The organism is Lacticaseibacillus casei DSM 20011 = JCM 1134 = ATCC 393 (assembly GCF_000829055.1).
Classification (GTDB): domain Bacteria; phylum Bacillota; class Bacilli; order Lactobacillales; family Lactobacillaceae; genus Lacticaseibacillus; species Lacticaseibacillus casei.
In genome coordinates, this window is the sequence record NZ_AP012544.1 from 1,391,054 (window position 1) to 1,417,159 (window position 26,106).

A 26,106-nucleotide genomic window follows, 5' to 3' on the forward strand; every position below is an offset into this window, starting at 1 on the left:
AAAATTATTTCCGGACAAATTCCTGAATGCGCCGCGCTGCTTCGCGCAGACTGTTAAGATCTTTACAATAACTGATGCGCGCATGATCCGGCATCCCAAAGGCGCGCCCAGGAACAATCGCAACCCCGGTTTCATTCAACAGTGCGCTAATAAAATCATCAACGGTGCCATAATGGCTCAACTGCGCTGCTCGCTTAATATTCGGGAAAAGGTAAAAGGCCCCTTGTGGCTTTTCGCCCATATCAAACCCAGGAATTTCGGCCAACAAATCGTAAAAAAGGTTGAGTCGTTCTTCAAACGCCTGGCGCATCTTTTCGACAACGCTCTGGTCACCGGTAAGCGCCGCTACTGCAGCGTATTCGGAGACGGCTGCCGGATTAGAGGTGGTATGGCTGATGAAGGTTGCCATGGCTTGCATGAGCTTTTCCGGACCCGCCGCATAGCCGATTCGCCACCCGGTCATGGCATAAGATTTGGAAACGCCTGAAATTAAAACCGTATTATCGGCAATGTCAGGATCAATACTGATCATGGATGTATAGGATGTGCCATTGTAAATCAGATCCCGATAAATATCATCAGTGACTACCAGAATGTGATGTTTTAAGGCCCAGTTGCCGATTAAGGTCAATTCGGTGCGATTATAGACGACACCGCTTGGGTTTTGCGGCGAATTGATGATCAACGCGCGCGTTTTGTCCGTTCGCGCAGCTTCAAGATCATCAACGCTGACTTTATGGCCAACTGCTGGCATGACCAAGTGTGGGATGCCGCTGGCTAATTTAATCTGTTCCTCATAGGAAACCCAATACGGAACCGGAATCAACACCTCATCGCCTGGGTTTAAATAAATCTGGAATAAGGCGTATAAAGCAAACTTTGCTCCAGTAGTCGCAACAATCTGGCGCGCCGGATAGCGGACCCCATCCTGGGCAAAAATCCGATCGCTGATGGCTTGTTTTAATTCCGGAATACCGGTTGCTGCCGTATAGAAGCTAGCATTGCCGGCTTGAATGGCAGCAACTGCCGCGTCATCGATGGCTTTGGGGGTCGGAAAATCCGGCTGACCGATTGATAAGTCAATCACATCGGCGCCTTTCGCCTTCAGTTCCTTAGTCTGATTACTTAATGCTAATGTCGCGGACGGTGCAACGTTGAGGATTCTTTTTGCTAAATGCACGAGGGCGCCTCCTACAGTGTCGACACCACTCAGGATGTCGAATCATGCTAATTTATAGATTTTTGATCGCGTTCAGCTGTTCGCCGCTGCGAAAACTGTACGTCACGTAATTCAGTTTACCAGACTTTGACAGATAGCCAATATCCCAAACGAATTCCGAGCCACGTTTACCCAAGGAAGCGTTTAAGATCTTCTTCGGGTTGTTGTCACTTGTCGCTTGTTGGATCGCCTGCTGCCGGGTGATACCGGATTTTTGGTTTAAAATATCGACTTTGCCGGTTTTTTTCTGAATAACGACGTAGACGGACTTATTTTTTTGCGTTCGTCCGGCCACGCTTAGGTAGCTTTTATCGCGGTTATACCACCAAAAGCCGTTAATCGTTTTCAGGTCGGCCCGATTGGTGGCAATTCGTTCGGCTTGGCTGCGTAATTGCTGATAAGGCGAGATACTTTTGGCATAAATGCCGATAACCGCGATGATGAGAATGATGAGGCCGCTGATCAAGGAAAATTTGAGCCAATCAAAACGTCGGTGACGCCGCATGGGTTGTTCCCTCCTTTGTTGGGTGAGTGAGTTGTAAGTATAAGGTTGGTCGATGCTGCTGAAACGCGCTCACCGGCGCAGGAGTCTGCGTGTAAGGACCTTGGTCGCAATGACCTAAGCCCGGGCCATCACGCCCAAGGCCACTTACACTCCGACTCCTAAGCGCGCCGATTCGCGCTCTCACGCTCTTAGCCACATTTTGACATACTCTGGCATATCGTTTAGAGGCATGGTCATGGGTTTAATATTCGGTAAGGATTTTTGCATCTTTTTACCGTATTGCGTAGTGATGAAGCGTGGATCCAGAATCACGAAAGCACCGCGGTCGGTTTCGGTACGGATAAGGCGGCCAAAGCTTTGACGTAAGCGAAGCGTGGCCCGTGGTAGTGCGTCGTCGGTGAATGGATCGCCGCCGCTGGCTTTGATTTGGGCATAGCGGGCCTTGGTGATGGGCGCTTCCGGTGCGTCAAACGGTAACCGGGTTAAGATGACCATTTCGAGTAAGCGATCCGGATAGTCGATGCCTTCAAAAAAGCTCGCCGCGCCTAACAATAGACTCTGCTCGCCGACTGCAAAGCGCTTGGCAATCTTTTCCGCCGAGCCGGTCACGCCTTGTGCCAACAGTTCTTTGTGATCGGCAATGGGGCGATGAACCAGTCGCTGATAAACCTCGTCAATCACAGTCAGAGAGTTGAACAGGACAATGGTTTGATGCTGATTGTCGGCTAGCAGCTCAATTGCCTGAGCGAGGTAGTCTGCATAGGCTGATGCGGACACCTCACTGGCGTTTGGCGCATCTGTCGCAACCAACACCTTGGCTTGGTCACGATAATGAAACGGACTGCGGAGTTTCAGGAAGCTTGTTTCCGGGAGCTCGCCGTAGCCTAGTTGCCGGGTCAAAAAATCAAAGGAGCGGGCAGCCGTCAACGTTGCGCCGACGAAAACCGGTGCCGTAAATTGACGAAGTAACTGTTGCACCGCCGCGCCAACTTGAAAAACATCCCAACTTAAGCCTAAGCTTGCCACATCCTTCACCTGGCTCAAGGTAATTGACGCAACGGCAGCCCGGCCGTTGATTAGCTCCGGCAATCGTCGAAGCATTTCTTGCAGCCGATTGCGTTGATCAGCCAAACTCATGCGCAATGCTGCTAGTGCCTGAAAACGTTGACCGTCACTTTTTAAAAAGAACCGTGGCCGTTGATTAAAATCAGCCGTCAGTTTATCTGCCGTCACTGTCAGCCGACCAATGACTTTGATTAATAGTTTAACCTTATCCGACTGAGTTTCACGCAGCCAGTCGACGGCGGCCGGATCTAGACTTAAATTGACAAAACCGGACGTCGCCGTCGTTTTGCCGTGGAAAAAGTGCCGGTAGATGTCTTGCTGCAAAGCTGTGACGGTTGTTTGGGCCGTTTCAGTTAGCTGATGTAGCTGCTGCAAAATCGTTTGCATCGCCGGCTCGCTTTGATAAACCGCAACTAGGGAGTGAGATTCATCGGGATCACTTAATTGCCAAAGATGACGCAACTGACGGCGCAAATGGCCTAATGCCATATGTTGGGCGAACGCTGCTGCGGTGTTATCCGCGAAATGCTGTGCTTCATCCACCACCAAAAATGGCTGTCCACCTGCAAGTTGCTCGACATGGCGCGCAAGAAAGGCATGATTCGTGACCACTATCACCGCTGCATCCATGGCCGTTTGCAGACGCCGATAAAAATCCAACGTATAAAACGGATTGGTAAATGGCGTCCCGACATCGCCGGTGTGCCGAATCTGCAAAAACAACGGCGCACGATATGTCGTCAGATGCAACTCGTCAAAATCGCCTGTCGTTGTTTGGGTCAGCCAAACCAACAATTTCATTTGCAGTAACTGGGTTTGCCGTGTCGGTGCTTCCTGATGCAGGCTGGCAGCAAATTTATTTAGATCCAGATAATGCTGCGGGCTTTTAACTTCCACACTTGGCACCGTGCGCCCTAGCAAGTCGTTGAGGGCCGGAATGGCTTTCTGCATCAGCTGGGTTTGCAAAACTAAAGTTGGCGTTGCAATAACCAGTTTGTGCTCGGGGGTTGCAGCGTAAGCATAAGGTAAGAGATAGCCTAATGTCTTCCCTAACCCTGTCCCGGCTTCTACAAATAACGGCTGCTGAGGTTGATGCGTATGGGCAAAGATGGCATCCATCATTTTGGCCTGTACCTTGCGAAACCGATAACGCGGTTGCAACAGATGCTTTTTGGCTAAGTCGGTTGCCGGATAAGCGCCTGAAAGTGCAAAGTCGGTTGTCGGTGTCACGGGCCGCCGCAGCACCAACGAGCCGACTTGAAAGTAGGCTTTTTTAAGCGGCTGCGGCGGTGTCGCAATCAGGTTGAGGTAATCGCCGGTTTCCCGAATAAATCCGTCGCGATGTTGAATTAGCGCCTGTTGGGTCGGACTAGGCAGTTCCTGGAATTTTTTGGTTAATTTTAATAATAGTTTGCCGGTGCTGATCGCGTCACTGTCGGCTTGATGCGGATTATCGTGTTGAATGGCCAGATACGCGGTTAAATCACTCAGGCGAAAGCTGCTGATTTCCGGCAGTAGAACCTGCGCCAGTTCAACGGTATCAATAGCCTCCAACTGCAATTTTGGCAAGCCGACCCGTTCAAATTCCGCATTCAAAAATGGATAATCGAAATTAACGTTGTGCGCAACAAAAACCGTGTTTGTCAGCAAGTCGTGTAAAACCGGTGCCACTTCGTCAAAATACGGTGCTGCGACTAACCGATCGGGATTAATCCCTGTCAGCCGTTGAATGGTCTGCGGCACCGAACGATCAGGATTAACCATTTGTGAAATTGTTTGAATGATTTTGCCATGGCGCAATAAGGCACATCCGAACTGAATCATCCGGTCGCCATCTTTGACGCTGGTGCCGGTTGTTTCCAGATCAACCACGGCAAACGTGGTGTCAGCATTCATAAATTCTTATCCATTCCCGTCTAAACATACTGCTTATATCATACTATTTCCCGATTGGGTTCGCCACCAAATCAACAATCGTACCGGTTCGCAACAAAACCAGATAACGATGGTTAACCGGCATGGTTTGCAGCCGGGTCAATGCCTGTGCATAAAGGTTCAACTGACCGCGATAACGCGCGACTAATACTTCAGGATCAGGTTCGTGATCCGTTTTATAATCAAAAAGCGTCACCCCATCGGTATCACTGACATAACCGTCAATGATCCCGTGAATCAGAACATCTTCGCCGGGGTCATCCTTCATGCCTTCGAATAACCGATCTGCCGGCAACAACATGGAAAATGGCACTTCCCGATGAACTTGCTGCGGTTTGGCCTGCAGCAGGCGACCCAAGTCAGTCGCAAAAAAGCGCACTAGTGCGGATAAATCAATGCGGGCGGCTACTTCCTTAGGGATAGCGCCCGTGGTTATCAGATGGCGTCGTAGTTCATCAAGACTTGTATGCGTCACTGGTTGCGTCAGGTCTACCAGTTGCAACAACAAATGGGTGGCGGTGCCGACTTCGGTCGCACTGACGCCACCTGCCGATTGGGTCAGAAAAGCCGGTGCGGCTAAGTCTCCCAGCGGTGGTTGTGCTCCCAAAAACCGATCGGCACTCACCAATTCCATCGTATCCGGGTCATCAAAGGCGCGTTTGATTTCCGAGACACTTTGGAAGCCGGCAGTGGTGGTAGCGGACTGAAATGGATACTGCTGCTTGAACCATCTGCTTAAGTCGATTGACGGCGTTTCAGCCGGAGCTGATTTTGTAGCGGTGGCCGCCGGTTTAACTTGCGGATTAACCTCGATTTCAATGGCAAATTCGGTTGAATCACCGATGAGAGCAGGCTTTACGGTAGTTTCGGCTAAACCTTTGACTTGGGGATGACGAATCAGTGCCGGACCGATCCAATCTAGGTAATTCGTTGCCGCGCTGCGAACTTGGGGAGCCAGTACCAGTTGTTCGCCTTCTGCTTCTTTAGCCCATCTTGCCACCGTTTTGTCGGCAGATGTGAGTTGCTGGCCGCTCATCGTTGCGCCAACAAAGTATAGGCGTTGCTGCGCTCGGGTTAAGGCCACATACAGCAGCCGCATTTCTTCAGCAAGCGTCTGATTTTGGCGGGCGGCTTTTGCGGCCTGATACTGCGGTAATTCGTATTCAACCCGGGTTTCCGGATCCAGCCATTTAACGCCGATGCCATTTTTAGTCAAAATGGCCGCGCCACGTTGATCGCGCCGATTAAAATGTTTATTGGTTTGCATCACAAAAACGACCGGGAATTCGAGGCCCTTACTTTTATGAATCGTCATTAACCTAACCGCGTCTTGATCTGGATCGACTTGGGCAGGTGTGGCGAGGTCCTGATCCTGTTTCTGCATGAGGGTAATGAAATGAATAAAGGCAAACAGGCCCTTAAATCCACCTGACTCATACGTCTGGGCCCGATCAATCAAGGCTTGCAGATTGGCCTGACGCTGACTGCCACCAGGAGTTCCACCGACATAATCGAGAAAACCGGTTTCTTGATAAATCGCCCATAGCAAGGTCACAAGATCATTTTCCCGTGCGAGGTCACGAAAATGTTTTAATTGCTGGAAAAATTGCGTGAGTGTTGCGTGGGTTTGCTTGGCTAGCGGCGTGGATGGTGTCGCAGCCAAAAAGGCAGTGACTGCATCATAGTAAGGAACCTGTTTAGCTGCTAGGCGAATGAGCGCTAGTTGATCCGCCGACAGTCCGACAATCGGCGAACGCAACACGGCAACTAATGGAATATCCTGCTTAGGGTTGTCAATAATCTTAAGCAACGCAACCATGACCATCAGTTCGGTGGTTTTAAAGAAGTTCTTCGTATCTGCCACGAACAGCGGCACGCCGGCTGCAGCAAACTGTGTCTGGATCAGACTGTTTTGTGTGGTTTGGCGGGTTAACAAGGTGATGTCACGATAATGGATGCGGCGGTAAGCCTGTTGCTTCCGGTCCCATAACTTCGCCTCCGGATCCTCAACCAACCGTTGAATTTCGGCGATGACCATTTGGGTTTGACCGGTCGCGACATCTAAAGATTCATCATCGTCTTCGCTTTCCGGTAAATCAGGTGCGTCAGTTCCTTCATCATCCTCATCTGAAGTGGCCTTGCTGTATAACAACATTTTGACCGTTGGATGGCATTCACCGTAATCCACGGCGCCATACTTCAAAGCGGCGCGATCATCGTAGCTTAAGTCCCCTACCTCGGGATCCATGATCTGGCTGAAAATAAGATTGGTGAATGCCAACACGTTCTTGGTTGAGCGGAAGTTCTCTGCCAGAATAATCCGTTCGGGAGCGGCAGGATCACTAGGTTGATCGGCGAAAGACTGATATTTGTGAATGAAGAGTTGCGGATCGGCTAATCGAAAGCCATAGATGCTTTGCTTGACGTCTCCCACCATAAATCTGTCGCCTGGGTTAGTCGTGCTGACAGCTGCTAGTAATGCCTCCTGCAGCGGGCTGATATCCTGATATTCATCGACCATCACTTCATCGAAGCTAGCTCGATAATTCTCGGCAATCGGTGCACCGGTTTGGGGATCCTGTTGCTGCAGAATCTTCAACGCGTTGTGGGCGATGTCGCTATAATCCTGGACATGACGATCTGCTTTTTCAGCGGTTAAGGCCGCCAAAAACTGTCGTGCCACTTTTGTCAACATTTGCATCATTGGCTGAACCGTCTGCAGCAGGTCCTTGATTTGTTCACCTGTCAGTGCAAATTCCGGTGCAACTTGTTTTTGCCACGTGGTTTTGGCCGCATCACGTAACTGCTTAGCCGCTTTTTTGGTTGCTTTATCGTTGTCATCAAGCCCTTTCCTGGCGCTCGACCATGTCTCAAATTGATGATCAGCCAAAACGTCGCGCACCGTGTCATAAGTCGGGGCGGCATTTTCCAATAAATGTTGCAGTGGTGCCAGATCGGCTTCGATTTGGCGCTGCCAGATCGGGTTCGGTAATTGATCGGCCAGTGCTGCTGCTTGGGTGAGATCTGTGGTGATTTGCAGCAATTTTTGTTTCATCCGCGGCCAGATTTGGGTGTTGAAGGTTTGCTCCCATGCCTCGGGTGCATACGGTTCGGCTAATTGACGCAAATAGGCTTCAGGATCGGTCGTCGCCGCTGCTTGACGCATTAGCTCAAACATCAAATCCTGGAGGCCACTATCATCACGGTCACCGCTAAAATTAGCCGTTAACTGTTCAAAAGCGGCGGCATCGTCACCAGCATAAAATTGCTCGCGTAAGTCATTCCAGACGCGTTCCTGCAACATGTATCGTTCCGTTTCATCCGTGAGTAACCGAAAACCGGGATCAAGATCGATGACGTAATAATAAGTTTGGACAATCTGTAGGCTAAAAGCATCCAAAGTACTGATTTTGGCCGCATTCACCATCGCAATCTGATTGGATAAATGGCGGCGATCTTCGGCATTGAGTTCGTGCCGTTTTTGCGTCAGTGTCTGTTTTAAAGCTGATTGAATTTTGGTTCGCATTTCGGCTGTTGCTGCGCGGGTAAAAGTGACGATCAACATTCTGGTGATATCGGCATGCTGTTTGAGGATCTTCTGAATAATCCGTTCAACTAACACCGTCGTTTTGCCGCTACCGGCAGAAGCAGAAACCAGCACATCATGGCCATGATGATCGATCGCTGCCTGTTGAGACGAAGTAAATTTTGTCATGATTGCGGTTTCTCCTTTTTAGAATCTTGCGGCTGCTTAGGGTCCGTTGTGAGGCGGTTAACGACATCTTTCCGTTTTAGTTTAGGAACATGATGATAATGGTCAAATCCCGTTGCCGGATCAAAAAGCATGATACTTTGGTAATCACTGCGGCTGACGACTTCTGAGGATTGACCGTATTGGAAAGGTGCCAGGTCAATATTACCGGCGAGAATTTGAGTGGCAGCGTCGATGATCAGTGCTTGATTGTGTGCCAAGTAAGCGCGTAAATCATCGGGCGTTAAAATATTCGACTGGCTACGGTTGAAGCTGCCATCCTTTTTAAACCCTAACGGAGCAACTTCGCTGGCGCCGCCACTTTCCGGTGAAATCGTGCGATCAACCGCGGCGAGTTCGTCACCATGATTGGCAACCAGAAAACCTAGGTATTTGAATTTCTTAAGGCGCTCAATCACCGGTTCCAATGTTGGCGTGTATGGAAGCGTTGGATCCTGAAGATGGAAATACAGTGCGCCGGCCGGTACAAACGGCGGGTCGATAGGAACGTTTGTCATGGCTTCAATGTACGTCAGCATTTGCAAGGCAATCCCGTAATAGGCATCACTGTCATTAAACCGATGCTGGTTACTCTTATAGTCAACAATGATAAAGCGGCGCGCATTCGGTTCACGATAAACATCTAAGCGATCGATTTTGCCGCGAACGTTAACGCGGCCACCATGCGGCAACGGCCAGGATAACCCCGGCAAGCCTTTGGTGTCCCCGATTCGTCCAAATTGCAATTCGGTGCGTATCGGACGAAACCCACTGCGTTGTTGTTGCTGGCGCATGTTAACCAGTACTTGGATCAGTAGCTGGCTTAAACGTCTGGTCAGATAGAGCATGCGATGCGTACTGCCGAGAATTTCATAACCCGGCTGACTGGCAATGTCTTCAACAAGCAGCGGAACGGCGGCGTTGATAGCAGATGGGTCAACATCTGCCAATGTCATATGTTCTTCGCGTAGTTGGGTCAAATACCGGTCCAGCACTGCATGGAACAAACTGCCGGTGTCGGCTGGTGAAAGCTCAAACTCCGGACGCGGTTGCAGGAGCAAGCCGTACTTGAGAAAATATTCAAAGTGATTGAGATAGTAAGTTTCAAGCCGGGAAACCGAAACATTCATGTCCCGTCCGTAAAGTTGGATAGCTAAATCCGGATCAAGGTGTCCCGGATCATTCTGATAAGTGAGACTACCAGCGAGGCGGCGGGATAACGTTGCTAAATTGGTTTGTTTCAACGCCTTCAAAACGCTTTGCCACGCTTGCCCCAATGGCAGTTTTTGTTGTTGGGCATTACCGGCGGCCCGTACAAAGTCACTCAACATTGCCCGCGGACTGCCTAAAACGGTTTCGACCGGCGTTGTCAGCGAAACCGGTGCCCAAGCGGTTGGCGTTAGGTGCAGTGCATTCCCCATTTGCTGAAAATAAGGTGAGGCCTGATTTTCGCTGTTTTCCTGGGCATTTTGAACCGGATAGCTCAACGTCAATTCGTCTGACGCTGCCATGAAGCCCAGGTAGTTGATAAATGGATCGCCTAAAGTTGTTGTCGGGCCTTGTTCAGGTAAGAAGCGATCATCCGGCAACTGAGCAGCCAACAATTGGCGCTCCTCACTGTTCAACACGCCATCATCAGTGGGGACATCCGGCATGGCCGTGTTAGTTGCGCCAATGACGAAAACATGTTTTGCCTTGGCTAACCGCACCAAGCCGGTTTCAGAAATGACAACCGCATCAAGCGTCGCCGGAATCTGGGTGTACGTGGCACTGGCAAATCCCGCGGCCAGCAATTCGTGAAACTGCTCCCGGTCAAATTTGGCACTGCCCAAGATCGTGACATAGTCGTCCAATAACGCAGTAAAAGTGGTCCACGCCTGCTCATGGGCGCGGCTGCGGGTCAGATCACCGGCGTCACTGGCAGTTTGCCGCCAAGCGCGCAGTTGATCAATGACGCCATTTGCGTCCAACCAGCGATAGAGGTCGCTTGCTGCCTCCGCCCCTGTTTTTGCGGTCCGCCATTGTTTTAGCAACGTTGGGACGGTTTGGGCGATCAACGTTTTAATCGCATTGATCTGCGCGGTTTTAGCGGCTTCCGGATCCATCTGCGGATCATCGGTGTCAGGATTGCGCTGAAAATAGCGCCATGCAGCTGGTTGCGTCCAGCGCTGCTTCCCGGCAATGCCCGTCCGCACTAGGTGGTTATCCGTTGTGTCCACTGCATCCCGAAATTCGGCCAGTGACATCCCTTCCGGCAACAATAGCTCCGTGTGCAGCAGACGCATGACATCTTGATACTGATAATCGTGTTTTTGAATCGCAAACAGACTTTCCATCAAGACAACTAGCGGATGGTCCTTCATCGGCCGTTGCAAATCGGTAAACTGCGGGATCGAAAATTCGGCAAAAATCGCCGGAATCACGGTTGCATAAGGCTCCAATCGTCGTGCTAAAATCAGGAAATCACGATAGCGCGCACCATGCCGAACTGCGCGATAAATGTGCTGAGCCACATGCCGCAGTTCCTGATACGGATCGGTCGCGATGGCCAGATGAATTTGCTCAGCGGTTTCAGAAGTCGGAGCTGTTGATGGTTGCAAGTCAGTATTGGCCTCCCACCAATTTGCAACTTGTTGCATGCCGCGACTGATTTGACGCGGTGCCGCAAATCGATCCGGACGAATCGGAACATGCAGCGTTTTTGCCTTTTGGTAAAGCCGTTGGTAAAGTCGACCAGCGGGTAAAAATAAGTTCGGAGCAACTGGCGGATTAAGCGGATATGGCTTATTCAGCACTAACCCGAGCGTTACCTCGGCGGCCGTTTCGAGCATGGTTTCGACTAACGCGGACTCGGAAGCAGAAAATACGTTAAAATCATTGAGATAGATAAACGTGTGGCTTAGGTCCTGCGTGCGCATGGCTTGCTGCAAGCCACTCAGTAAACTTGCGGTCGTGGCATAAGGGCCGATTTCTGCTTCATATTGGTCAAGAATGATCCCCAGATCGCGCAACTTCGCGCGATGCCGATCACCGGGAGCTAAAGCCGATACCGTATGCATCAGATCTTCGGCAGTGATACGGCCGATCATCAATTCGCTTAATTGATCGGCAAGTTGCGTCACGAAACCGGTATGTTGCGCTTCACCGGCATAAATGGTCAAGTCGTCTTGCCGATCAGCCAGAATTTTGGCCACCAACATGGTATTGCTTGCCTGATCAAGCCGCGGTTGTTGATAAAGTGGCGTGTTTTTCAAATAAAACCAGGCCAGACGCGAAAATGACAGTACCTGCACCCGACTCTGAGCGTACGCATCCGCCTCACCCTGTTGCAATTGGCGCAAGCGTTTGAGAAGATCGATTTCTGCTTCGAATTTAATATGGTTCGGCACTAAAAAGAAAATCTGATTTTGCGGATCAGCAGCGAGTTGTTCCTGGATCATGGCTGCCATGGTTTGAGCATGATCCCTTGTTGCGTCACCTAAAATAAACTGCAGCCCCATGCTGTGCCTCCTCAAGTTTCAATCAATGGTGATGATGACTTATGCTTTAGTCTAGCATAACTAAGTAGTGTCCGATCGGCGTTTGCGCTATCATAAGTAAAGAATATTAACGAGGTGTTTATATGGAAATCGGGACGGGTAAAAGTTACGCAAAAATTATTCTTATTGGGGAGCACGCGGTCGTTTATTGGGAACCCGCTATTGCGCTTCCGGTCAAAAGCATCGGCTTGTCAGCGCGGGTGGCACCGTTGCCTGATGGGCGGCAGGAGGTTACATCGGCTTTTTTTACCGGTGATTTGAACGCGGGTCAGCTGACCAACTTTGCCGGCATTGCCATGCTGATTCGCCGGTTGCTTGTGTTCTTCGATGCCAGTAAGCAAGGTTTTCACCTCACTATTATCAGTGCCTTGCCATCTGAGCGAGGAATGGGATCGTCAGCAGCAACTGCGGTGGCGGTCGTGCGGGCCTTTTACGATGCGTTTCAGACGCCGTTAACGCGCACGGCGTTGTTGAACTGGGCCGATATTTCCGAAAAAGCACTGCATGGCAATCCCAGCGGCTTAGATGCAGCAACGGCTAGTGCCGAAAAGCCGCAGTGGTTTGTTCGGGGCAAATCATTGCGGTCAATCATGATGCCGCGGAATGGTGTTTTGCTCATTGCTGATACCGGCATTGCGGGTCAAACCAAAGTCGCGGTTGATCTTGTCGCGCAAAAGCTTAAACAGGCGCCTAAAGTTTATCGACCGCTTATTACGGACATCGGCACCGCGGTTCGCCAGGCAGCATTAGCTTTGGCACAGGATGATATTATCACGTTAGGGCAACTATTGAATCGCGATCAGGCCGATTTGGCTGCACTTGGTGTCAGCAGTCCGGAGCTGGATCGATTGATTAATGTCGCCATCGATCACGGCGCATATGGGGCTAAATTAACCGGCTCCGGCATGGGCGGCTGTATGATTGCCCTTGCTGCAGAAGACCAGGCGCCGACGATTATTCAGGCGCTTAAAGCAGCTAATGCGGTCAAGGTCTGGGAATATCACTTTGAAACGAAATGAGGCACCTATGACAACTTACGCACGTGCGCATACGAATATTGCGCTCATTAAATACTGGGGTAAAGCTGACAAGAAGCTTATGTTGCCGGCAACGAGCAGCATTTCTCTGACGCTGAACGATTTTTATACAGATACAGCGGTGACGTTTGATTCAACACTTTCAGAAGACCATTTTGTCCTCAATGATCAACCACAATCGCCAGTCGCTGTCAGCCGGTTCTTGGATCACGTCCGGAAGTTAGCTAATATTAAAACCCGCGCCCGGGTGAGCTCGTTGAACCACGTACCGACTGCGGCAGGTTTGGCCAGTTCTGCCTCGGCATTTGCGGCACTGGCACTGGCCGCCAGTCGTGCCGCTGGCTTAAATTTATCCCCAATCGACTTATCGCGCTTGGCCCGGCGCGGATCCGGCTCGGCAACCCGATCGATTTTTGGCGGCGCCGTCATTTGGCATCGTGGCTTTGACGATGCCTCTTCATTTGCCGAACCCTTGGCGATTCAGCCGACCTTGCCGTTACGCATGTTGGTTGTCACCGTTTCGGATCAGAAAAAAGCGGTCAGTTCCCGCACCGGCATGGCCAATACGGCCGCGACCAGCCCTTATTACCAGGCCTGGGTGCAAGCCAACGAAGCCTTGATAAGTCCCATGATCACGGCGTTGGCTGAAAATGATTTTGCTACGATCGGCGCGCTCACCGAATTGTCCAGTATGCGCATGCACGCTGCGATCATGGCCGAAGAACCGCCATTCACTTATTTTCTGCCAGAAACCATACGCGCTTGGCAACTGGTGCAGGAACAGCGCCGGCTTGGTATTCCGGCCTTCGTCACTATGGACGCGGGACCTAATGTCAAAATTCTCACAACGGCACCCTATGTGGATGTGCTCATGACCGCATTGCGTCCGGCTTTCGGTGATCGCATCCTCAGCACTAAAATTGGCCCAGACGCTCAAGTGATTACAAAGGAGCAGTTTGATGACACAGAGTCAGCAATCACATCGCAAGGATGAGCACGTCTTCTTGGCGGAAAAATATTTCAAAGCCGATGCTAATGCCGGGTTTGATCAAATCCGGTTGCTTCATCGTGCGCTTCCGGAAACGGCCTTAGCTGATGTTGATCTGACGCCCCCGTTACCTTTTGGTTGGCGCTGGCCGATTTATATTAACGCGATGACTGGCGGTTCGCCACAAACCGGCAAATTGAATGCCCAACTCGGTCAATTAGCCAATGCGCTGGACGTTGCGATTGCCAGTGGATCGCAGTCCGTCGCCTTGCATGACCCTGGGTTGAGCTCAACGTTCACGACATTACGGCAGCACAACCCTGATGGCTTTATTCTGGCTAACATCGGTGCCGGTCATGATATACATGCGGCCATGAAGGCAGTGGCCATGTTGCACGCGAATGCGCTGGAGGTGCATTTGAATGCGGCGCAGGAAGTTGTTATGCCTGAAGGTGATCGCGACTTTTTATGGCATGACAACATTCAGGCGATTGCAGCGGGAGTCTCCGTTCCGGTGGTGGCAAAAGAAGTCGGTAACGGGTTCATTCGTGAAGACTTGCAGACTTTGCAGCAGTTGGGTATCCGCTATGTCGATGTAGGCGGTCGTGGCGGCACCAATTTCGCCATTATTGAAAATGCACGCCGGCCGCAGCAGGACTTTGGGTATATGCGGGACTGGGGCCAGACGACGGCTGAATCCTTACTTGAGGCTCGTGGCTTGCCGCTGACGATTCTGGCAACCGGTGGCGTTCGTTCACCACTAGATGTGATCAAAGCGCAGCGGTTAGGCGCACACGCGGTCGGGATTAGCGGACTGGTGCTGCATCATTTGATTCAAACCGGCTATGCCGCAACGCTTGCTTATTTTCAGGAGTTCTTACACCAGATCCAGCAACTTTATGCACTGCTTGGCGTCACAAACTGGCAAGCCTTGCAAACTGCTCCTGCCCTTCTCGGCACCGAGCTGGAGCATTATCGCCGTGCTCGCAATTTGCCGGCGATTTGATCGTTAACAGCAGAGTAGGACCGACAAAAAAGATGATCTAAGAGTCAAAAGTCGCACTCTTGGATCATCTTTTTTAATACCGATTACTGGCTAAACGCGCAGCCCTTTTGGATAAAAGTTCTTGATGGTGCCATTGACCAATTTGCCGATCGCAAACGGTTTGTGTTCAAACGTGAGTAACACAAATCGCTTACCAGCGGCGGTTGCCGATAAGGTTTCACCATGGCGATAGCGGGCATAATCATCCTGATCAACCTCGATGACGGTCTGAAACGTATTTGGCGATAATGCGGTGGCCAAACTGTGGCTGGGTTCGAAACGTTTTTTGCGAAAACTGCCAAGTTCCAAACCTGCCCGCACCACTTTGACCCGGTCAAATGGCAGCATGGTTGCTGGCAGCAATGACAAGAAATCACCGTGACGATAGAATTGCCCGGTTAACGGCTGATTTAAGCTGGTTGTAAAAAAGTCATGAACCTCATCCATTGCCGGCTTCGCCAATGGTTTGACCGAAACCGTTGCAGTGGTGTGCACCGTTTTTTCGCCAGCTAGGCGTAATTTAGCCACAAAATGACCTTCGCCGCGCAGCCGATGTGGGAACAAGCGTACCGTTTTGGCTAACTCTGGGTTGCCATCGGCCCATTCCGGTCGCCCGGCTTCCATTCCTGGATAAGTTTTGATGGGCTCAAGCGTCATGTCATAGTTTGTCAGTAACCATGCGATGATTTGCTCATCTTCTTCCGGGCTGAAGGTGCATGTCGAATAAATCAACTTGCCGCCGGGTTGCAACATTTTAACGGCCGCTTGTAGGATCTGCTTTTGTCTAGCAGCGCATTCGGCCGGATAATCGCGATGCCAATATTGAACCGCATCCGGATCCTTGCGAAACATGCCTTCGCCTGAACACGGTGCATCAACCAAAATTCGGTCAAATGTTTGCGGCCAAGCCTTCGCCAACGTGTCGGGATCATTATTGGTCACCAAAATGTTTTGACTGCCCCAGCGCTCGAGATTGCCTGATAGCACCTTGGCGCGGTCCGGGTTGATCTCATTGCTGACAAGCAGGCCGGTATCGCCCAGATAACTGGCCAGTTGCGTCGACTTACCGCCGGGAGCAGCGCAAAGATCAAGCACCCGTTCACCTGCTTGTGTCGCAGCGACCGTGCCCACAAACTGAGCGCTGGGTTCTTGGCTGTAAACCAGACCGGCAACGTGATCAATGTCATTGCCGGCAATTTTGCCATAATATCCCCAAGGACTCCAAGGAACAGGATCATCCGTTGCTTCATCCAGCGGCCAGGGTTTGGCGGGATCACGCCGGAAGCCACTCACCGGTGCTGCATCAAAACTGGCCAAAAAAGCCGCTGCATCCGCACCTAATAGCCGGGTATATTTTTCTTTAAAAGCTTCAGGTAGTTGCACTTGTTCGATCCTTTCTGCGAATTAAGTAACGCAGGAAAAAAATAGTGGCGATCGTTAAAATAACCAGAAAACTCCAGATATTGGTCCGGGTGGTAAAGTAGAACCACCAATTGGCAAACAAGCCGCCGAGAAACAGACTGATGCCCACATGACTGGCACAGCTAGATAAAACACCGCGTAAATATCTGGCACGCATGTTGATTTCCAAGCCGGATGTTTGTAACGGCCCGATCAACGTCACCATCAATAAACTTAAGATTCCTGCTCCCATTAGCAGTAACACACAGAATAAAGCAGTTTGCCCATAAGCGCGCCACCAGGTAGCCGCATCGCTGTCGCTAAAATGGACGCGATGGACGCGACTCGCCCGTAAAATTGTCTTCAATGTTTTACTATGCTGATTGGCGCCATCGACATAAATTTTAACGTGCTTCAAGGTCAGACCTTCATTCGCCATACTCGGCGAAGCATTCAGGAAAACTGCTTTGTTAAGGGGGCTGCCTTTGCGCGTACCGACTGTCCCCATGACCGGAATGTACTGGCCGTTAACACTCAGGTAACGTTGATTATTACTGCCGGTGTAAAGCTTATCTGCTAAATCATGGCCGACCACCGCCACGGGCAGACTTGAGGCAAAATCCCCCGTTGAAAACCATTGTCCGGTTTCCACTGGAAGACTCGCGACCGACCCACGTTGATACACGTAAACCAGCTGTTTCGTCACAAACCGCACTTGGTAACCGGAAAAATCGGTTTTCTCAAGCTCAGCCACCGCCTTCGTCACACTTCGCGAACTGCTCGTGACATATTCCTGCGCCATTTCAGACATCCCAAGATGGTCCAGCTGACTGGCATATTCATTTTGATCATTCTGCGACCAAACCAACCCAGCCAAAATCGCCAAGCCGATCCATAGAAAATCAATCAAAAATAATTTTTTCACGAGACCCTCCTGTGAAGTGAGCTGAGCGTGAGCCGGCGCGCCTAGGGGTCGAAGTGTAAGGACCCCTGCGCCGGCGAACGCGTTATGGCGCCAGAAAACCCACTTGTCAACCGACAATACACTTAAGAAACAGTCCCTAATCCACCAGCCAGCATTACTGCAACCGATAAACCCGCTCATGAATCGCATCAAAATGACCTAAAGCACGATTCAACGCGAACACGCGTCTATCCGGTACCTGTCGAGCTTCCTGCCAAAACAAGCGACTGTTGGTGGCCCCTTGGCGCTCACCGATCACAAACAATTGTTTATCGGGAAAAGACCGCGCCATGATACGTAAAAAGCGCACATCGTTCGGATCCTTATCCGGGCTCCACGCCATGACCACCGCATCAACCTGGTCGGCATATAGGAACAAGGAAGCATTAGCGGTGGCGGTTTTAACTGGGACTAAGGGTTGCTGGCCGGTCACGTTTTCTTTGACCCAAGTGTGCGCGTCCGTTGTAATCGTGGTATCCCCTTGCGCCCGCAACCCGGCGCTAACGTAACCGTTACCGGCTGCGACTTCCAAATACCGCTGGGAACCATATAAACGGTGCCAGACGTTAAAGAAGTCGGCGTGGACAAATGACCACATCCCATAATGAAACGCAATGTAACGCCGAAAATTATGCAACAAATGATCCAGTTGCTGCAACTCCGCCAATCGCGCGTCAGGCAAAGCTAAAGCATGTTCGGTTTGCGGCGCAGTCAATCCTAACCAAGGTAAGGCGTGTTGCGGCAGGCGATGATTCGCTACTGCCGTTTGCCACGCATCCATTGCCGTCATTTGTTCTTTAAGTGGCAAAATGGGCGTATACTTGCGCGTTAATTCATTTAACCGGGTCCAATAAGCCATGTCAACCTCGATATTTAACGAATGCTAGTAAAAAAGAAACTTGCAGGAAAACACTCAAAAGCCGCCAGAAACGGCGGCTTTTACGGTGAATTTTGACAACCAAAACGTTAATGGATACCCAGTGCCATTTTGGCATAGCGACTGAGCCGTTCCGGGCCCCATGCCGGGTACCAAACCAGATGGATTTCGACACTCTCGATCCCATCAATCGCAGTCAAGGCCCGCTTAATATCGGCATCCAGCATATCCGTCAATGGGCAACCCATCGTGGTCAGCGTCATTTCAACGGTACACTTGCCATCTTCATCCAGATCAACCCCGTAAATGAGCCCAAGATTAATCAAATCGATTCCCAATTCAGGATCGATCACTGTCTCCAGCGCATCAAGAATCTGTTGCTTCATTTTATCAAAATATGCCTGATCCTGGGTGGTGGCTTCGTCATGATCTGCCATCAGCGTTCCCTTCTTTCCAAAAAACTTGCAGAACCTTACGCCTTATCGGCCGCTAAAACACCCGCAACGGCGTAATGTTCTTTTGCCATTTCATTTAACACAATGTGCACATGTTCAGCTGGGGCGCCGGTATCCTTAACAATTGCAGCAGTCACATCTTTGACAAGCGCCTTCAATTGCTCCGGCGAGCGGCCTTCAATTAAATCAATATGGACTAATGGCATAGCATTTCGCTCCTTCAATCATCATTGGTGAAAGTTAATTTGTTTCATTTTAGCATGCAAAGCCGTTTTGCGCACGTTTTCGCGAAGCCTAGTATGGGTCAAGATTCTCTAGGCGTTAGTTTAGTGTCTTGCCCAACCTAGTGATTGAACGCTGATTTTTTTGATTATCTGACGGTGACTACATAAACGTAAACGGATCCGTGGATAACTTGGACGGAATAGCTTGGACGTCCCAACCTTCTACTGCTGCCCATTCATTGATCAAGGCGGCTACTTTGCCTTTCATGATGGCTTCGATGTGATGGCCTGGGTCGATGACGGGCAAATCCGCTGCCAACATGTCATGGCCGGTGTGATAGTACACATCACCGGTAATGAAAACATCCGCGCCGGCTTCCTTGGCATCGTTGAACGCGTCGCCGCCATCACCGCCAAGAATGGCAACCCGCTGAACCCGGCGATCCAAGTCGCGCGCGATCACCCGAAGTCCCTTAACGTTGTAAGCAGCTTTGACCTGTTCAACGAAGGCTTCGAGCCGGACTGGTTCCTGTAAAAGGCCGATCCGCCCCATATTGGCGCCTTCACCTTCGTTAATAAACGGCACGACCTGGCTTAAACCGAGTGCTTCGGCCAGCCAGTCATTCATACCTTCCTGAACCCGATCCAAATTCGTATGGGCGCTATAAACCAGCAAATCGTCCTTCAGAATCTGCGCATACATAGCGTTTTGCGGTACCCGCAGGTCGAGGTTGTGAACTGGCCGAAACATGGCCGGATGGTGGGAAAAAATCATGTCAGCATGAACCGCTTCGGCTTCCTCAACCACTTCCGGACGAACATCAAGGGTCACCAAAACCGTTTTGACTGTTCGTTCCGGATTGCCTAATTGCAGTCCGCTGGGATCCCGTTCCCAAGCAAGGCTTAAAGGTGCATAATCTTCGAATCGATTGATAATCTGCTTACCGCTTGTCATGTGCGTTTAACTCCTCCTTAATGAGTGCCAGGATATGCTCCTGTTCGCGAATCTTAGCCAGTGGTACCATTCGTGCGTCTGCCAATCCCTCAAGAACGGCTTCGGTCTTTTCAGCCTCCCGATGCATCTTTTTCATGAACACCGGATTTTTCTGGCGGCGCAAAATGGGGCCGAAGCGCAGATCTGCTTCTGAATACGGAACATCTGGTTTGGTTTTACCAGCTGCCATAATCTCGTAAATATGACCTTCATCTTCGACAATCTGTTCGCTGATAATACCGTATCCATGCTTGTCTAGCCAGAGACGGACATCATATTGGTGACGATTCGGCGCCAGTACCAGTGTTTCAGTGCCGTCCATGCGCGTACTACCTGCGTCGAGAATATTGGTAATTAATTGCCCGCCCATGCCAGCAATGACAATGGTCGAGATGGCATCAACCAGCTTGATTCCGGCTAAACCGTCTGCCTGGCGCACGTCGATTTGCTTGGTTAACCCCGCGGCAGCCACGTTTTGTTTGGCAATTGCTACCGGGCCAGCGCCAATATCACTGGCGACGGCGAATTGAATCACGCCACGGTGGACAAGCTCAATTGGTAAAAAAGCATGATCGGTACCGACATCCGCAACCCGTTCGCCGGGTTCGATAAACGTGCTGATCGTTTGCAGGCGCTTTGATAAATGTATATGATCCATTAACTTTACGATCCCCTCATCTAATTAACAGTTTTCATTATAACAAACTGATGCGAAGATGCTGGTATTCGGTCTAAAATCAATTGGTTTGAACGCAAAAAGCCGCTATCTCTCAACCGAGAGACGGCGGCTTTGCAGACTTGCTTTAATTATTCAAGAAAATCTTTAAGTTGCTTGGAACGACTTGGATGGCGTAGTTTCCGTAGCGCCTTTGCTTCAATTTGCCGAATCCGTTCGCGGGTCACACCGAAGACTTTGCCGACTTCTTCCAGTGTCCGAGTACGACCATCGTCAAGGCCGAAGCGCAACCGCAAAACATTTTCTTCGCGGTCGGTTAAGGTGTCGAGAACACTTTCCAGCTGTTCCTTGAGCAGTTCATAGGAAGCGTGGTCTTCCGGACTAGTGGCGTCCTGATCTTCAATGAAATCACCTAGATGAGAATCGTCCTCTTCACCAATTGGGGTTTCAAGGGATACCGGTTCTTGGGCGATTTTAAGAATTTCGCGGACCTTTTCAGTTGGCATATCCATTTCGGCACAGATTTCTTCAGGTGTTGGTTCACGACCAAGGTCCTGAAGCAGTTGCCGCTGAATCCGGATCAACTTGTTAATGGTTTCAACCATATGCACGGGAATCCGAATGGTGCGGGCTTGGTCGGCAATGGCACGGGTGATCGCCTGACGAATCCACCAGGTCGCGTACGTGGAGAACTTGAATCCTTTGCGGTAATCAAACTTCTCGACCGCCTTCATCAGGCCCATGTTACCTTCCTGAATCAGATCCAGGAATTGCATGCCCCGGCCGACGTACCGCTTGGCAATTGAAACAACCAACCGTAAATTGGCTTCAGCCAGGCGCTGTTTGGCTTCCTGATCGCCTTGTTCAATCTTCAGCGCCAACGCGACTTCTTCGTCCGCCGTCAGTAAGGAAACACGACCGATTTCCTTCAGGTACATCCGCACAGGGTCATTAATCTTGACCCCTGAAGGTGCGGACATGTCGCTCATTTCCTTCTTGGAAACCTTCTTTTGCTTCTTCAGGCTGATGGTTGCCGGCTCGCCGTTTTCATCGACGATCGCAATGCCGTTGTCTTCGATTTTCTGCATCAAATCATCAATCGCATTGCTCTTAAGCTCGAATGGCTTGATCAATTTAGCGGTCAGGTCATCTTCGGTAATCTGCTTTTTCTTCTTGTAATCTTTGATCACAGCCTTGACAGCACTATCATATGCCTTCGTGGTTGTGTGAGTCTTGCTAGCGGTAGTCTTCTTGGCCGTTGTTTTCTTGGTTGCGGTCTTTTTGGCCGTCGCCTTAACATCGGTTGCCGTCTTCTTGGCAGATGCAGCCGTTGTCTTCTTTGTGGTCTTGCTTACTTCAGTTGCTGTTTTTTTCTCAGCCATTAAAGTTCCTCCCCTAGCCTTGTTGTTGCTTCAAAAGTTTCATGAGATTCACATATTGCACCGTTAACTCGCCTTGTTTCTGCTTGTCTCCCAAACGTTGCGCTTCAACAATCGCCTGTTTGATTGCCTGCAGTCGGGTCACCGTCGAGGCAGACGTGATCGTCTGAATTAACTCGTCAATGGTTGCCTCAGTGGCTTCAGGCAATGACTGCATGGCAACATCTGCCGCCACGCCGCTGAGTTCGGGATCAACCCGATCCAGAAATCCTGCCAAATCACCGTCTGGCTGTTCATGCAAAAAGTTCAACCATCCAGTAAAAAGTGTCTGGAAATAAGTGGTTGGAAAAGTGAATGCGGCATTTTTCAACCGCTGCATCACCAAATCATCATGCCACACATAATATAATAACTGCCGTTGCGCCGCCGTGTACCGATCAAGCGGGCGCGCTGGTTGGTCCGTGACAGCGGGACGCGCAACGGGTGGTTGTGACTGCTGCGGTTGGGGCAAACTTTGATTCAACGCCGCGATCGGCACATCGGTCGTTTCGGCTAGCTGTTTAACATAGACTGCCCGGGCAACCGGATCGTTGATCTTACCAATGATTTTCAGTGCGGGATTCAGGTAAGTCAGTTTTGCCTGATCATTATGCATATCAACGCCGCGGGCCAAAAATTGTAACATAAAAGCTGTTGGTGTCAAAACCGACTTGACTTGCGCCTGAAAAGCTTCAGCACCGCGGGCTCGAATATATTCATCAGGATCCATGCCATCCGGCAAAACCACCACATCGGTTTGCAGCCTAGGATGATCGGCTAACATCGTCACTGCGCGTTCGATGGCTCTTTGGCCCGGTTCATCGCCATCGTAACAAACTGTCAACCGTTTGCTCAAATGGCTGATGATGTCGACTTGCTCGGTCGTCAAGCTGGTCCCCATTGACGCAATGCCGTTTTTAACGCCGGCTTGATAAGCAGCAATGACATCCATGTAGCCTTCAAAAAGAATCGGTCCCCCGTCGCGGCCTATTTCGGCTTTTGCGCGATGCAAGTTAAACAGAACATCGCGTTTGTTAAACAACTTTGTCTCCGGACTATTCAGATACTTGGCCTGCGACTTATCATTTTGCAGGATCCGCCCGGAAAAACCGACCACCTTACCATTGCCGTCTGTCAATGGAAACATGACACGATCATTAAAGCGGTCAAACAATTTACCTGCCTGATCTTCGACAAATAAACCACTTGCGCGTTGATCCTGATAATCGATTTTACGGTTATTCAGGAAAGCCACCAACAGATTGCGTTCTTCCGGCGCGTATCCCAACTGGAATTCTTCAATCGTTTCATCGGTCAACCCACGTTTATGCAAATATGCCAGTGCTGTCTCACCTTTTTCGGTGTTGACCAGAATATGGTGAAATAAATCGGCCGTATCTTGCAGGATGTGTTGCTGCTTGGCAATTTCCGGATCAACCGGTGCGGCGTGACCGATTTGCACATTAAGCGGGATACCGGCGAAATCAGCCACTTTCTTAACGGCTTCGGGAAACGTGACATTATCGTAGTCCATCACGAACTTAAAGACATTGCCACCTCGTCCGCACGAAAAGCAATGGAAAATCTGCTTTGACTCATTGACGGAAAATGATGGCGTATGCTCTTCATGAAAAGGACAGAGGCCAAAAAGGTTTTGGCCGGTTTTACGCAACTGGACAAATTGCCCGATATAGTCAGCAATATTAACTGCCTTCAGGACTTGATCGACAGTGGCCTCTGGAATCATTCCGGCGATATCAGCTCACTCCCTTTCCATGACAGGCGCAACAGCAATGGTTCTCCCGCTTCACTGTTGCGCGACTTGAACCGACTGAAATAGCGGTAAAAAGTCGCACTTCTCATGTGAAATGCGACTTTTCAATAGTCTATCGGCATAATAATACAAGATACAGTATAGCGCGTCCTCGTCAAAAAGGCAAATCTACTTAACAATCACCTGGCTAACATCACCGAATTGGCGAATAAGCTGGGCGAGTTGCTGCAAGGTAGCCAAGCGATTAGCCCGCACCGCGGCATCGTCGGCCATCACCATCGAGGCGTCAAAATAAGCATTAATCGGATCAACCAAGGCTTTTAGTGCTTGGTAATCGGCTTCAGTCGGTTCAGCATCGAAGGTCTTCGCCGTCGTCGTCACTGCTTCATGCAGTTGACCTTCAGTTGTATTTTCGAATTTGTCGGGATCAACCGGAGTATCAACGACCTTGTTACCGGTAATCCGCAAAACCCGTCCCAAGGCTTCCATGACCGCTTTAAAGTCATCATCCGCTGCATGGGCAGTCAATAGCTTGGCTGCATCCAAAATACCGGCAATATCGGCGTCACTGCGAACCGTGACTGTATCCACGATATCGTAGCGGATTTTTTCAGCTTGCAGCAGTTGCTTGGCGCGGTCGATGATGAAGTCGTCAAGTTCCTGTTGATGGGTCCCAAAGTCAAGTCCGTTTGTTTTTCCTGCAGCAGCTAATGCTTGGGCAATCGCTGGCTGCAGTTTAGCGAGCGCAAATGGCCAGTCGTGTGCGGCGATCATGCGAACGATGCCGTATGCTTGGCGGCGCAAGGCGTATGGATCATTGGAACCGCTTGGAATCAGATCAACCGCAAAAAAGCTCATGAGCGAATCCAGTTTGTCCGCAATGGCCAATACGGTGCCGACAAGACTTTGCGGCAGCGCCCCGTCTGCAGCAATCGGTTCGTAATGCTCGGCAATGGCTTGGGCAACAGCCGGTTTTTCGCCAGCCAGTTGCGCATAATGCTCACCCATGATGCCTTGCAATTCAGGAAATTCCCCGACCATTGATGTGACCAGATCAAACTTGTAAATCGATGCCGCCCGGTCCAGATCAGCCTTGTCTGTGGCAGAGAGGCCAAACTGGTCAGCAAGCAAATCAGCAATAACTTTTGTGCGCGCCATTTTATCATACATCGAACTGATTTTATCGTGGAAACTGACCGTTTTCAGGCGCTCAACATCGTCGGCAATGCTGCGCTTTTGATCTTCGGCATAAAAGAAGGCGGCATCCTCAAGGCGGGCAGCCAAAACTTTTTCATTTCCGGCAATCACATTGGCCAAGTGATCGCGGTTACCATTGCGGACGCCGATGAAGGCATTGACCATTTTCCCGTTCACATCGCGGGCATAAAAGTAACGCTGATTGTCCTTCATTGAGGTGATCAGAACGGCTTCAGGAATGGCCAGATATTTCTTGTCAAACGTGCCGGCAAAAGCGGTTGGCCATTCAACCAGATTATTGACTTCTTCCAATAAATCGGCATCAAGATCGATTTGCCACTGATGATCGGTGGCAATTTGTTTGATTTGGTCGCGAATGAGCTGTTTACGCGCCGCTGGTTCCACAATCACAAACTGGTCTTTTAAAGCAGATACATACGCATCAGGATTCGGCAAGGAAACAGGTTTGCCGAGGAAACGATGGCCTTGGGTCACGCGACCGGCTTCGACATCCAGCAACTTCATCGGCACAACTTCGCCATCCAGCAAACTGACTAGCCAGTGAATCGGGCGAATGTATTCAAAATCATACGCGCCCCACTTCATTCGTGTTGGGAAGGTCAGACTCTTGATGACATCCAGCATCCCTGGCAGAATCTCGGCAGCACTTTTTCCCTTGATCGCTTTATGCAGGTAAACATAATCGACCCCTTTGACGGTTTTAAAGACAATATCGTCTGGCGTCATGCCCTGACCGCGTGAAAAACCGATCGCAGCCTTCGTCCAGTTGCCATCTGCATCTTGGGCAATTTTCTTAGCCGGGCCTTTGACATCTTCTTCAACATCTGCTTGTTTAGCAGCCAGATCATGAACCAGTAACGCGAGCCGCCGGGGGGTTGCGTAACGGTCAATGCGGCCATGTTCAAGGTGGTTGGCTTTTAGAAAAGTAACTGTTTTCTCGTGGAATTGATTCAAACTTGGCGTGACAACATGGGCAGGCATGTCTTCAAGGCCAATTTCGATCAGATAGTCATGCGTCATG

At 50.4% G+C, this 26,106-nt stretch carries 18 protein-coding genes; 3 read left to right on the top strand and 15 right to left on the bottom strand.

All coding sequences use genetic code 11. The annotated features are described in order from the left end of the window. Positions 1-4: 4 nt before the first annotated feature. The 5 genes from LBCZ_RS06920 to LBCZ_RS06940 all read right to left on the bottom strand — a co-directional run bounded on the left by LBCZ_RS06920 (position 5) and on the right by LBCZ_RS06940 (position 11,975). Positions 5-1,180 carry a pyridoxal phosphate-dependent aminotransferase gene (locus tag LBCZ_RS06920; protein ID WP_025012399.1) on the bottom strand — a complete coding sequence of 392 codons (1,176 nt, stop codon included), beginning with the start codon at positions 1,178-1,180 and terminating at the stop codon, positions 5-7. A gap of 52 nt (positions 1,181-1,232) precedes the next feature. After that, on the bottom strand, positions 1,233-1,724 hold the full coding sequence (locus tag LBCZ_RS06925) for a cell wall elongation regulator TseB-like domain-containing protein (RefSeq protein ID WP_025012400.1): 492 nt from the start codon (positions 1,722-1,724) through the stop codon (positions 1,233-1,235). 180 nt (positions 1,725-1,904) lie between these two features. Further along, the gene (locus tag LBCZ_RS06930; RefSeq protein ID WP_025012401.1) at positions 1,905-4,685 is read right to left on the bottom strand and encodes a helicase C-terminal domain-containing protein; all 2,781 of its coding nucleotides are present in this window, start codon (positions 4,683-4,685) and stop codon (positions 1,905-1,907) included. A gap of 43 nt (positions 4,686-4,728) precedes the next feature. After that, the gene (addA, locus tag LBCZ_RS06935; protein ID WP_039639030.1) at positions 4,729-8,439 is read right to left on the bottom strand and encodes a helicase-exonuclease AddAB subunit AddA; all 3,711 of its coding nucleotides are present in this window, start codon (positions 8,437-8,439) and stop codon (positions 4,729-4,731) included. Continuing rightward, on the bottom strand, positions 8,436-11,975 hold the full coding sequence (locus LBCZ_RS06940) for a PD-(D/E)XK nuclease family protein (protein ID WP_025012402.1): 3,540 nt from the start codon (positions 11,973-11,975) through the stop codon (positions 8,436-8,438). Before LBCZ_RS06940 ends, addA begins: the two co-directional genes overlap by 4 nt. Positions 11,976-12,097: 122 nt before the next feature. Here LBCZ_RS06940 and mvk point away from each other — a divergent pair, with 122 nt between their 5' ends. The 3 genes from mvk to fni are packed head-to-tail and all read left to right on the top strand — an operon-like array spanning position 12,098 to position 15,045. Continuing rightward, positions 12,098-13,033, top strand: coding sequence for a mevalonate kinase (mvk, locus tag LBCZ_RS06945; protein WP_025012403.1), 936 nt, complete (start codon positions 12,098-12,100; stop codon positions 13,031-13,033). Positions 13,034-13,040: 7 nt separating this feature from the next. Next, positions 13,041-14,045, top strand: coding sequence for a diphosphomevalonate decarboxylase (mvaD, locus tag LBCZ_RS06950; RefSeq protein WP_039639032.1), 1,005 nt, complete (start codon positions 13,041-13,043; stop codon positions 14,043-14,045). Continuing rightward, complete coding sequence (gene fni, locus LBCZ_RS06955) at positions 14,011-15,045, top strand: type 2 isopentenyl-diphosphate Delta-isomerase (RefSeq protein WP_025012404.1); 1,035 nt, start codon at positions 14,011-14,013, stop codon at positions 15,043-15,045. The genes mvaD and fni overlap by 35 nt, the downstream gene beginning before the upstream one ends. Positions 15,046-15,135: 90 nt before the next feature. On the opposite strand, the gene LBCZ_RS06960 is transcribed toward fni, so the two are convergent. From LBCZ_RS06960 to glyS, 10 genes are all read right to left on the bottom strand, one after another. Next, positions 15,136-16,467 (bottom strand): RsmF rRNA methyltransferase first C-terminal domain-containing protein, encoded by a 1,332-nt coding sequence (locus LBCZ_RS06960; protein WP_039639034.1) that lies wholly within the window; start codon positions 16,465-16,467, stop codon positions 15,136-15,138. Further along, positions 16,454-17,410, bottom strand: a complete 957-nt coding sequence (locus LBCZ_RS06965) for an ABC transporter permease (protein ID WP_025012405.1) — start codon at positions 17,408-17,410, stop codon at positions 16,454-16,456. The genes LBCZ_RS06960 and LBCZ_RS06965 overlap by 14 nt, the downstream gene beginning before the upstream one ends. A gap of 154 nt (positions 17,411-17,564) precedes the next feature. Beyond that, complete coding sequence (locus LBCZ_RS06970) at positions 17,565-18,308, bottom strand: hypothetical protein (RefSeq protein WP_039639036.1); 744 nt, start codon at positions 18,306-18,308, stop codon at positions 17,565-17,567. A gap of 107 nt (positions 18,309-18,415) precedes the next feature. After that, the gene (locus LBCZ_RS06975) at positions 18,416-18,763 is read right to left on the bottom strand and encodes a metal-sulfur cluster assembly factor (protein WP_025012406.1); all 348 of its coding nucleotides are present in this window, start codon (positions 18,761-18,763) and stop codon (positions 18,416-18,418) included. A gap of 35 nt (positions 18,764-18,798) precedes the next feature. After that, positions 18,799-18,987, bottom strand: a complete 189-nt coding sequence (locus LBCZ_RS06980; RefSeq protein WP_025012407.1) for a 2-hydroxymuconate tautomerase — start codon at positions 18,985-18,987, stop codon at positions 18,799-18,801. A gap of 178 nt (positions 18,988-19,165) precedes the next feature. Next, positions 19,166-19,960, bottom strand: coding sequence for a Nif3-like dinuclear metal center hexameric protein (locus LBCZ_RS06985; protein ID WP_025012408.1), 795 nt, complete (start codon positions 19,958-19,960; stop codon positions 19,166-19,168). Further along, complete coding sequence (locus LBCZ_RS06990; RefSeq protein WP_025012409.1) at positions 19,947-20,657, bottom strand: tRNA (adenine(22)-N(1))-methyltransferase; 711 nt, start codon at positions 20,655-20,657, stop codon at positions 19,947-19,949. Before LBCZ_RS06990 ends, LBCZ_RS06985 begins: the two co-directional genes overlap by 14 nt. A 149-nt stretch (positions 20,658-20,806) precedes the next feature. Next, a complete protein-coding gene (gene rpoD / locus LBCZ_RS06995; protein WP_080769592.1) occupies positions 20,807-22,057 on the bottom strand; it encodes an RNA polymerase sigma factor RpoD in 1,251 nt (416 codons plus the stop codon). Between the two features lie 13 nt (positions 22,058-22,070). After that, on the bottom strand, positions 22,071-23,840 hold the full coding sequence (gene dnaG / locus LBCZ_RS07000) for a DNA primase (RefSeq protein WP_025012411.1): 1,770 nt from the start codon (positions 23,838-23,840) through the stop codon (positions 22,071-22,073). 195 nt (positions 23,841-24,035) lie between these two features. Beyond that, a complete protein-coding gene (glyS, locus tag LBCZ_RS07005; protein ID WP_025012412.1) occupies positions 24,036-26,105 on the bottom strand; it encodes a glycine--tRNA ligase subunit beta in 2,070 nt (689 codons plus the stop codon). Position 26,106: the final 1 nt, after the last annotated feature.